The 10,007-nt window shown below is 57.7% G+C and carries 10 protein-coding genes; 6 read left to right on the top strand and 4 right to left on the bottom strand.

Annotated elements, in window-relative coordinates:
- The 5 genes from trkA to AC2FNC_RS01040 form a co-directional block, all read left to right on the top strand.
- A partial coding sequence (trkA, locus tag AC2FNC_RS01060) for a Trk system potassium transporter TrkA (RefSeq protein ID WP_496714370.1) occupies positions 1–1,002 on the top strand: 1,002 nt, incomplete at its 5' end.
- Positions 1,002–2,540, top strand: a complete 1,539-nt coding sequence (locus AC2FNC_RS01055) for a TrkH family potassium uptake protein (RefSeq protein ID WP_480553679.1) — start codon at positions 1,002–1,004, stop codon at positions 2,538–2,540. The genes trkA and AC2FNC_RS01055, both read left to right, overlap by 1 nt.
- A 132-nt stretch (positions 2,541–2,672) precedes the next feature.
- Positions 2,673–2,912: an RNA chaperone Hfq gene (gene hfq / locus AC2FNC_RS01050; RefSeq protein ID WP_005982826.1), complete on the top strand. Its 240-nt coding sequence runs from the start codon at positions 2,673–2,675 to the stop codon at positions 2,910–2,912.
- Positions 2,912–4,183 (top strand): GTPase HflX, encoded by a 1,272-nt coding sequence (hflX, locus tag AC2FNC_RS01045; RefSeq protein ID WP_480919641.1) that lies wholly within the window; start codon positions 2,912–2,914, stop codon positions 4,181–4,183. Before hfq ends, hflX begins: the two co-directional genes overlap by 1 nt.
- A 20-nt stretch (positions 4,184–4,203) precedes the next feature.
- Positions 4,204–4,512 (top strand): putative quinol monooxygenase, encoded by a 309-nt coding sequence (locus AC2FNC_RS01040; RefSeq protein ID WP_480919640.1) that lies wholly within the window; start codon positions 4,204–4,206, stop codon positions 4,510–4,512.
- A gap of 1 nt (position 4,513) precedes the next feature.
- On the opposite strand, the gene AC2FNC_RS01035 is transcribed toward AC2FNC_RS01040, so the two are convergent.
- The 4 genes from AC2FNC_RS01035 to hemB form a co-directional block, all read right to left on the bottom strand.
- On the bottom strand, positions 4,514–4,909 hold the full coding sequence (locus tag AC2FNC_RS01035) for a nuclear transport factor 2 family protein (RefSeq protein ID WP_480517229.1): 396 nt from the start codon (positions 4,907–4,909) through the stop codon (positions 4,514–4,516).
- 108 nt (positions 4,910–5,017) lie between these two features.
- Positions 5,018–7,480, bottom strand: coding sequence for a penicillin acylase family protein (locus tag AC2FNC_RS01030; protein ID WP_496714366.1), 2,463 nt, complete (start codon positions 7,478–7,480; stop codon positions 5,018–5,020).
- A gap of 165 nt (positions 7,481–7,645) precedes the next feature.
- On the bottom strand, positions 7,646–8,218 hold the full coding sequence (locus AC2FNC_RS01025; RefSeq protein ID WP_480473050.1) for a lipid-binding SYLF domain-containing protein: 573 nt from the start codon (positions 8,216–8,218) through the stop codon (positions 7,646–7,648).
- A 143-nt stretch (positions 8,219–8,361) separates the two neighbouring features.
- A complete protein-coding gene (gene hemB / locus AC2FNC_RS01020) occupies positions 8,362–9,360 on the bottom strand; it encodes a porphobilinogen synthase (RefSeq protein ID WP_480553669.1) in 999 nt (332 codons plus the stop codon).
- 119 nt (positions 9,361–9,479) lie between these two features.
- On the opposite strand from hemB, the gene AC2FNC_RS01015 reads away from it, so the two are divergent.
- Positions 9,480–10,004 carry a component of SufBCD complex gene (locus tag AC2FNC_RS01015; protein WP_480486469.1) on the top strand — a complete coding sequence of 175 codons (525 nt, stop codon included), beginning with the start codon at positions 9,480–9,482 and terminating at the stop codon, positions 10,002–10,004.
- The last annotated feature ends 3 nt before the right edge of the window (positions 10,005–10,007 follow it).

Here is a 10,007-nt window from a genome sequence, read left to right as displayed (position 1 = left end):
CCCGAACGCGAAGTGGCCGCAGCCGCGATGCGCCGCCTGTCGGCCCCGTCCGCCTTTGACACCGAGATTTTCATGGACGGCAAGGCGCAGCTTTTGGGAATTCGCGTTGATGAGGAGTGCCCGATCGTGAACACGCCCTTGCGGCAACTGACCGATTTGTTCTCGACGCTCAGTTCGATCGTAGTGGGGGTGCGTCGCGATGGAACGCTGTTTGCACCAGAATCCGAGGATCAGCTGTTTGTCGGCGACGAATGCTACGTCTTTACCAATGTAAAAGACGTGGATCGCACCATGGAGGTGTTTGGCAAGACCCAAAAGCGTCAGGATCGCGTGGTGATCGTGGGCGGCGGCAATGTCGGGCTTGAAGTGGCGCGAACTCTGGAAGAACAAAAAAGCCGCGTGCGCGCCAAAATCGTCGAGCGGGATCGCCGATGCGCCGAGATCGCCGCCGAGGCGCTGGAACGAACGATTGTGCTGCACGGTGATGGTCTTGATGCCAGTTTGTTGAGCGAGGCCGGTATCGACAGGGCGGATGCAATGCTGGCGGTTACGGATGATGACCGCACGAACATGCTGGCCGCTGTGCGGGCCAAGGCCGAGGGTTGCACGTTGGCGATTGCTTTGATCAATGATCCCAGCATGGTGGCGTTGATGGGACCTTTGGGGATCGACGCGTATATCAATCCGCGGGCAACCACCGTCAGTTCTATCCTGCGCCACATCCGTCATGGCCGGGTGCGACAGGTCTACTCGATCGGAGATGCTGAGGCCGAAGTGATCGAGGCCGAGGTTCTGTCAACCTCTCCCATGGCGGGGCAAAAGCTGCGCGATATCGATTTTCCCGAAGGCGTACTGGTTGGGGCCGTGCGCAAAGGGGATGAGGTGATGCGACCGACGGGCAGCCTCAGGATCGATGAAAAGGATGTCGTCGCGATTTTTGCCATGGCCAAGGACGTGCCTGAGGTCGAACGCCTGATGCAGGTTTCAATCGATTTCTTCTGATGGCGCATGCGGGGATACAACAGATTGGGCTATTGCGGCGGTTGCCGCTGTTTCTTCTGATCTGGGCTATTGCGTCACTGGCAATGTGGGTTCCGGCAGTTTACGCGCTGGCGCTGGATGATCACGACACATCCCGATCGTTTCTGTATTCCGGTATCATAGGGTTGTTTCTGGTCGCCAGTATCGCATTGGCCTCGTCCAATCGCGTGCCACGGCGTGGGACTTTGGGACAATTGGCGGTGATGCTCGCATGTTTCACCATTCTTCCCGTCTTTCTTGCAATTCCATTTCACGACGCGCTGGGAACGACCACATTCCTGAACGCTTACTTTGACATGGTTAGTGCCCTTACGACCACAGGGGCGGATCTGTTTCCGGATCCAGACCGCCTGACGGCCCCGCTGCACCTGTGGCGTGCCTTGGTTGGATGGATGGGCGGTTTGCTGATGTGGATTGCCGCCGCGGCAATCCTTGCGCCTTTGTCGCTAGGTGGGTTCGAGGTCACGGCACGCGGTCAGCCGGGTCGCCCGGTATCGGGTGTTGCGCAAAGCGAACGCGTTGATCCACGTGGCCGGCTGCTCCGTGTGGCAAAGGGACTGACCCCGGTCTATGCCGGGCTGACGGCAGTGATCTGGATCCTTCTTCTGATCGCTGGCGAAAATGGTCTGACGGCCGTTTGCCACGCAATGTCGGTCATGGCGACGTCGGGAATTTCTCCGGTGGGTGGTATGGAAGGCGCGCAAGCGGGATTCACGGGCGAGGCGATCCTGTTTCTGTTCCTGTTCTTCGCCCTTTCGCGCCTGACATTTTCGACCGACACGGCAACATCCGGTTATTCCCGACTGGATACGGACCCGGAGTTTCGCATTGGCCTGATGATTGTGCTGGCCGTTGCTGCGTTACTGTTCTTTCGCGTTATTGCAGGCGTTACGGAAATCGGCGGGCAAATCGAACCTTTGCAGGCATTGCAGGTCATCTGGGGTATGCTGTTCACTGTTCTGGCCTTTCTGACAACCGCCGGGTTTGAAAGCGCAAACTGGGATGATGCGCAGCAATTGTCTGGTCTGGGAACGCCCGGATTGTTGCTGATGGGGCTGGCGCTGATCGGTGGCGGGGTCGCCACTACGGCTGGCGGTGTCAAACTGCTGCGCGTTTTTGCCCTGTACCTGAATGGTGCGCGCGAGATCGACCGGTTGATCTATCCCTCGTCAGTCAGCGGGGTTGGAGGCGGTAACCGACGCATTCAAAGGGACGGCGCGTTTATCGCCTGGATTTTTCTAATGCTCTTTGCGCTGACATTGGCAGTGTTCAACCTTTTGTTGGCCGCTATGGGGGCCGGGTTCGAACAGGCCATGGTGCTCAGCGTCGCAACGCTCAGCACGACGGGTCCGCTGATTGAACTGGCCACTGATGTTCCGATCCGGTTGATAGACCTGTCCGCAGGGGCCAAGCTGACGCTGTGCGCGGCGATGGTCATTGGCCGGCTCGAGACACTTGCGATCATCGCCCTGATCACTCCTTCGCTGTGGCGGGATTGAAGCGGTTGGGTCCGGCCGTTTTTTCTGCTTAATTTTTCGTCTGGAATATCTTTACGCGGCGCTCCATACTGAACCGGAGGGAGCGTGTTGGTCCGCAACGCGTGGCAAGAACAATGGCGAGATTATATAAATATGGCTTCGGACAGACAGAATCTTCAGGATGCCTTCCTGAACAATGTACGGAAAGCTAAGGTTCCGGTTACAATTTTCCTGATCAATGGCGTGAAATTGCAGGGTGTGATCACCTGGTTCGACAATTTCTGTGTATTGTTGCGCCGCGACGGACAGTCGCAGCTGGTGTACAAGCACGCGATTTCAACCATCATGCCATCACAGCCGATCAACCTGTATGAGGGCGAAGACGCCTCTTGATGGAACATGACCGGACGCGCACCCGGGCCTGGGTGCTGCATCCCGAAATCAAATCAGATGAACAGCGCCGCGTTCCCGAACCGGCGCTGGCCGAGGCGGTTGCGCTGGCCGCCGCTTTGCCCGATCTGGACGTGATCGGGTCTGAAATCGTACGCCTGCAACGCGCCCAGCCCGGCTATTTGTTTGGCAGTGGCAAGATCGAGGAACTGGGCGAGCGGCTTCGTGAGAACGAGGTTGAACTGGTTCTGATCGATGGGCCGGTGACCCCGGTTCAGCAGCGCAATCTGGAAAAGGCATGGAAGGTCAAGATCCTCGACCGGACCGGGCTGATCCTTGAGATTTTCAGCGACCGTGCGCGTACCCGCGAAGGGGTGTTGCAGGTCGAAATGGCTGCGCTCAGCTATCAGCGGACGCGGCTGGTGCGGGCCTGGACCCACCTTGAACGTCAGCGTGGCGGCTTGGGATTTGTCGGCGGACCTGGCGAGACCCAGATCGAAGCCGACCGTCGCGCCATTGACGAACAACTTGTGCGTCTGCGTCGCCAGTTGCAGAAAGTAGTCAAGACCCGCACGTTGCACCGTGCTGCGCGGGCCAAGGTGCCATATCCGATCGTTGCATTGGTTGGATATACCAATGCCGGGAAATCTACTCTGTTCAATCGGCTGACCGGGGCCGAAGTGTTGGCCAAGGACATGCTGTTTGCCACGCTGGATCCAACTATGCGCCGTGTGCAACTGCCCGATGGCCCGGAAGTGATCCTGTCGGATACGGTGGGTTTTATCTCGAACCTGCCGACCGAGCTTGTGGCGTCTTTTCGGGCCACGCTTGAAGAAGTATTGGGCGCTGATCTGATTGTTCACGTGCGTGATATCAGCCATGAGGAAACCGAAGCGCAGGCGCAGGATGTCGAAGCAATCCTGACCTCGCTTGGTGTCGACGAAGAACGCCCCCGGCTTGAGGTTTGGAACAAGACTGACTTACTGAGCGCCGAAGAAAAAGACGCTGCATTGGCAAGGGCGGATCGCGATCCGGCCATATTTGCCATCTCGGCAGTTACCGGCGAAGGCGTGACCCCTTTGCTTTCCGAGATTGCAGCAATCCTGCAAGGGGCCCGGCACGAGGATGTTCTGAACCTGACCTTCGCTGAAGGTAACAAGCGGGCGTGGTTGTTCCGACAGGATGTTGTACAATCCGAAGAGCAGACCGAAAAAGGGTTCCGTATTACTGTCCTTTGGACGGATAAACAGGCTGCTCAATTCGAAACACTATAGAAACGGCGAAGTGGCGGAACTTGTCTGACACATTGGATCAAAGAGTATTTCTGACCGGATTTATTGATGTCCCAGCGGATCGTCTTGAAGATGTGCGCGCCGCTCTGTCCACGCATATCGCCCTCACAAAGGCGGAAGAGGGTTGCCTGTCGTTCGATGTTGTCGAGGATCAGATCACACCCGGACGGTTCACTGTATCAGAGGTTTTTGTGAATCAGCGGGCATTTGATGCGCATCAGCGGCGGACGAAGGCATCCGAGTGGTTTCTGATTACGCAGGGAATACCGCGGAATTATGCGATAGAAACCGCGGGCAAAAAGACAACCTAAGTCATGTGCCGTAAAGTTGCCGCTGTATATCATCGGTGTCGAACCAGCCGACTGACGATTGTACAAGATGGTCAGGTGCAAGTTCCCATTCATCCCATCCGCGCGCGATAACATAGTTGCCGGTCTGGGCATGATGCCCTTCACGTGTCCAGACAAACAGGGCGTGAGAGCCAGCCCATCGCATCATGTCGCACCGCACTTCCAGATCCGGAAAATCGGCATAGACTTCTCGGGCCATTTCGGCAATCGCGGCACGCCCTTCGACAGGCTCACCCCGGTTGGTTGTGATCCGACCGTCCTGCGTGAAAAAACTGGCAACGGCATCGGCGTCACCTGAACTCCAGGCGATCGCGTAATCTCGGGCAAAGTTGTTCAGAGTATCCCGAATGCTGGCCATAGTTTCCCCCTGGTCCGAAACAGTTCGCCCGGTGATGGTAGGCGAAACTGCCGCGTGGCGTCCACGGTCCGGACAAAAAGGGGCGGGGACTCGCCGAAACCCCGTTGCTTAGCGTGGGATCAGATTGGTCACTCCGACAGCAGCGGCGCGGGCAAGGTCAAGGTCCAGCGACATGGGAATATATTCGCCACGCCGCCACAGCTGCGCCTGATCGTCGTAATAACGCGACAGGAAATGGCCCGATTGGCCGGTAGCCGTGATAAAGACCGAGCTGTTGGGATCGGCAAAGTCATACACACCGCGATACCCGGCTCCGTGCACGTTCTGAAACGGGTCGAGCCCTTCGCCCGACGTGCGCCCGCGCAGCAAGGTGTTGTCGCCGCCACTGGTCGATTGTCGAATGTTCACAAAATACCGAAGTATTGGCACGTTTCCCAGAACGGGGTGATCGTGGGTTGCCTGATGCGCATCACCCCAGCGTAGGGATTCAAGTGTGCTACCATAGCGTTCGGTGATCCAGATCAGCGCATCATCCAATGCAAGTCGAGCCATTTCGGTACAGGTTTCAATCGGCGCGCTTTGTCGTACATCGCACCAGACACCGGCGCCATCAATGTCACGATAGACCCGCTCGATGAACAAAGGCTCGACATGTTTGAATTCGCTGGCCAGCGGCCCCAGCTCGTCCGAGATCAGGCGGATCTGAAGGGCCCGCACCCAGGCTGCGTAGATCAGCGGTTCGGGCAGATGCTCGTTCATCTCGCCATTCCAGTCCGCCAGCAGCGACAGCGCAATCTGGCGCTGGCGCTCGGGCGTCCCTTCGGGGGCCGAGGCACCGGTATACCAAAGGTCAGCACCGATCAGTGGCAGTAGAGAGCGCGCGGTGAAACTGACGGTATCCAGTTGCGCTTCGATGAAACTGTCGCGGGTATGCACCTCACGCGATTGCATCAGGCGTTCCCAGCGATGCACGCGCTGAGTGTCTCCCCATTCGTAGGACACATGATCCGGGAACGGGCGGTTGATGATCTTGTTATTCGTGTTGCCTAGAACGCCGCCAGCAGGGGCCACAAATTCCGGGTTTTTGGTGTAGGGTAGGCGACCTTGCCAGCGGTTTGCTTCAATCCAGCCGGGTGTCGGAATGCGTCCGCGGCTCTGGTTTTGCAGATCACGCCGGGGCATGGCGCCAATCAGTTTCATCCCTATCGTCGTTTTGTCGACCAGTGACAGGTTCTGCGAAGGCGCAATGAATTGCCGCGCCACGGTTATGGCGTCCTGCACGTTGTCCGCGTTCATCAGGGCCATGGACGCCGACATCGAAGTGTCTTGCGGGCTGAGCGCAGTCCAGGACAAAGACGCAACATGGCCTGGCGGTGTGATAGTTTCCAGCTTGTAATCCGTACCGGGCAAAACCGGCCCGTTTTCAGTCCAGCGCAACGTCAGTGTAACCGGAGCTTCCCCTTTGATTTCAATTATCGAAGGACGGGTCTTGAATTCCTGATAACCGTCCGGGGTCAGGTATTCTTCGGGGTTGTCCGGGTTCAGCTGCTCAATGTGAATGTCCTGATCGTCAAGGTAAGATGACGTCACCCCCCAACCCAACCGGTCACTACGGCCGGTCATGATTGTGGGAATACCAGGGATCGAGGCCCCAATGACGCTTCCCTTTGCCAGACCAAGATGTGCCAGATACCACACACCGGGGGCTGTGAAGCCCAGATGTGGGTCGTTGGCCAGCAACGTCCCACCGCTTGCCGAGCGCGAAGGCGCAGCAGTCCACGCGTTTGATGCGCCCGCCAACCCGCGTTTGGGAAGGGGTGACAGAGGTGTTTCGGGAAAACTCGTACCAGCGGCATAGCGTGGAAGGTTGGGAAACAGCGAAGCATATTCAGGCAGCGCGGCGATGCCGGGGCCGGGAACATCGGGCAGAATATCTGCCAGTCTGTCCGGATTGCTCAGCATCAAAGACGTCCGCGCCCGCAGAACCTCGTCGGTCAGGTGACCGGACAATTGCAGCGCCATGAGCTTGATCACGGCAATACTGTCGCCCGGTTGCCAAGGCGAGACGGGGGCATTGAACAGGAACATCTCTGGCGCGCCGCGCCCCAATGCCTCGTCGTTGATCTCGGCTAGGCGTGCGTTGACCCCGGCAGCATAAGCACGAAGGGCAGCCTTGGTATAATCGTCCTGTACCTCGACCGAGCGATGGGCAAGGCCGTACAGATCCAGCCGGCGCAACAGCTTGTCAACGCGCAGGGTGCGCGGGCCAAAGATCTCGGACAAGCGGCCCTGCGCGGTGCGGCGCATGACTGTCATCTGCCACAACCGATCCTGCGCGTGGGCATATCCAAGACCGAAAAACACATCCGGGTCATTTTGGGCCAGAATGTGCGGCACATTGGCGGTGTCGCGCACGATCTCAACCGGAGCGGTCAACCCGTTGACTTCAAGCGTCTGGTCATAATCCGGCAGGGATTGACTGGCCAGAAAATAGACGAGGCCCATTGCGGCGAGGATCAGCATGATCAGACCCGACACGATGCGCACCAGCCAGCGGAAAACAAGACCCATTACTGCCCCAAATTCTAGTACATGAAGGTTGCGCGGAGATTAGTGGATGGCGGGTCCAACCGAAAGAGGAACGCGGCGAGAACCTGCGCGGAAAGGATGAAAACAAACACCCCACCGCAGCATTCCGCTGTGATGGGGTTTGTCAGAAGAAGTGGGAAGCCCGAATTATGGGATAATTCGGGTATATTTCGTGCCTTCCACGGTCGCACCGATCTGAAGCCCAGCCTGTCCGAAGATGGCAGCCAGAACGGGCGATCGCAATGTCGTTGTGTCTGTCGACACGGAATCGCCCTGATCGCTGACCACATAGCCAATATCTGCTCCGGCTGTCCAACCACTGGAACGACGGAAATCGTTCAGGGCGTCTTCGGTCATGAAAAACAGGACATGCGCATATTGCTGCGCGCCGATCTGTAGCCCGGCCGTGCCCTTGACCGCCGAGTAGAAGTCAACTGTTGCACCGCTGATGCGCAGCGCGCCGCGGCCGTAACCGCCACCGAACACGAAACCGGCTTCGGTAATCAGCGGCATGACCAGCATGCCGTTGGCCTTGTTCGCAATTTCAACCGTGTTGGGATAGCGGCTGTACATCTCGGTCAGCGTGGCGTCGACACGGGCATCGATTGTTGCTGCGTTGGAATTGCCGACGCCGTTGCCACAGGCGGCGGTCAAGCTCAGACCTGCCATGCCCAAGGCAAAGCCGCGACGATTCAGTCGGGGGGAATTGGAACTGCTCATGGTTTTTTATCTCTGTAACTGTGCCTGAAATGCCGGGTGATCCCGGTCTTGGCGGCAAGGATACGCCGATCAGGGCGATGTGTCACGGGAAAGCTGCCCGATCGGGAAATCTTATCGGCGAAATATCGCGAAACTTGCGGGCTTTATCCCTGCAGGATGCGCGCAACCTGAGGAGAGAAATAGGTCAGAATTCCATCGCATCCGGCGCGTTTGAAGGCCAGAAGGCTTTCCAGCATCACCTTCTCGCCATCGATCCAGCCGTTCTGGGCTGCGGCCTGAACCATCGCGTATTCGCCCGATACCTGATAGGCATATGTCGGCGCACCGAAACTGTCTTTCACGCGGCGGCAGATATCCAGATAAGGCATGCCCGGCTTGATCATCACCATATCGGCGCCTTCAGTCAGATCGCGTTCGATCAGGCGCAGGGCCTCGTCCGAGTTCGCGGGGTCCATCTGGTAGGTCTTTTTGTCGCCCGTCAGGGCCCCCGATGCACCGACTGCGTCGCGGAAGGGTCCGTAGAACGCACTGGCATATTTGGCGGCATAGCTGAGGATCATCACGTTGTGATGGCCCGCACGTTCCAGCGCGCGACGCATTTCCCCGATCCGGCCGTCCATCATGTCCGACGGGCCGATGATATCCGCACCGGCGTCTGCCTGTGCCAGTGTCATCTTTACCAGCGCCTCGACGGTCTGGTCGTTCACGATTTCTCCATCAACGACATATCCGTCGTGGCCGTTGATGTTATACGGGTCAAGCGCCACATCCGTCATTACGGCGACGTCTGGGGCCGCCGCCTTGATTGCCCGGATGGCCCGGTTTGACAGGTTGTCGGGGTTCCATGCCTCGGCGCAGTCTTCGGTTTTCAGCGCTGGGTCGGTGTAGGGAAAGATGCAAATTGCAGGAATCCCAAGGGCCTGGGCCTCGACCGCCGCTTTGGCAATCAGGTCAACCGATCTGCGAACCACACCAGGCATCGAGGGCACGGGCTCTTCAATACCTTCGCCATCGCGCACGAAAACCGGCCAGATCAGGTCATCCGTTGTCAGAGTGTTCTCACGCACCAGCGCACGAATTGCCTGTGATTGACGGGCTCGGCGAAAGCGGGTCATGGGAAATGGGGCAATGGTCGGTTTCATGGCGCGTTCTCCTTGAACATTCGTGCATTGGGTGGCATGAATTCACAAAGGTCTCAAGGGTATCAATGGACGCGCGCCTAGATGGAACCCCCCTGAGTAGTGCGAATAAAGGGTTGGGTTTGGACTGGTACTCTTCGATCTTTGAACTCATCGACATGCGCAGCTTTTCGAATCTGTGGTTCTGGATCGTACTGGCGGTACTCTGGTCGTCTGCCAGCCACTGGGTGATGGGCATCCCATATGATCTGGTTGTTCGTGCCCGCCGGATCGGAGGTCAGGTCGAAACCGATCTGCTCGACATCGTTCGCATCCATACAAATCGGATTCTGCTGATCGTCGACATGTCTGGCACCATCCTTTTGGCGTTTGGGTGTTTTCTGTTCACCGGGATGGCCACGCTTGGGTTTTATTATGATGTCGAGTTCGCGCAGGCCCTGTTTTTGCTTTTGTTCCCAATGACCTTGGTGCTTTTAGTGAATATCGTGCATGCAAGGCGTCTCCGGCGGCAGGAATTGACACTCGAAACTGTCTCGAAAACGATTTCCCGCTGCCGTCTGTATACCCAGATCATCGGCATGATCTCGATACTGGTCACTTCGTTCTGGGGCATGTATCAGAACCTTTCGATTGGCGTTCTGGGATAGAAG

The sequence above is a fragment of the Ruegeria sp. BHSA123 genome, from assembly GCF_059613425.1.
The sequence above is the reverse complement of the archived record's forward strand: the minus strand, read 5'-3'. Positions and strand labels throughout refer to the sequence as shown.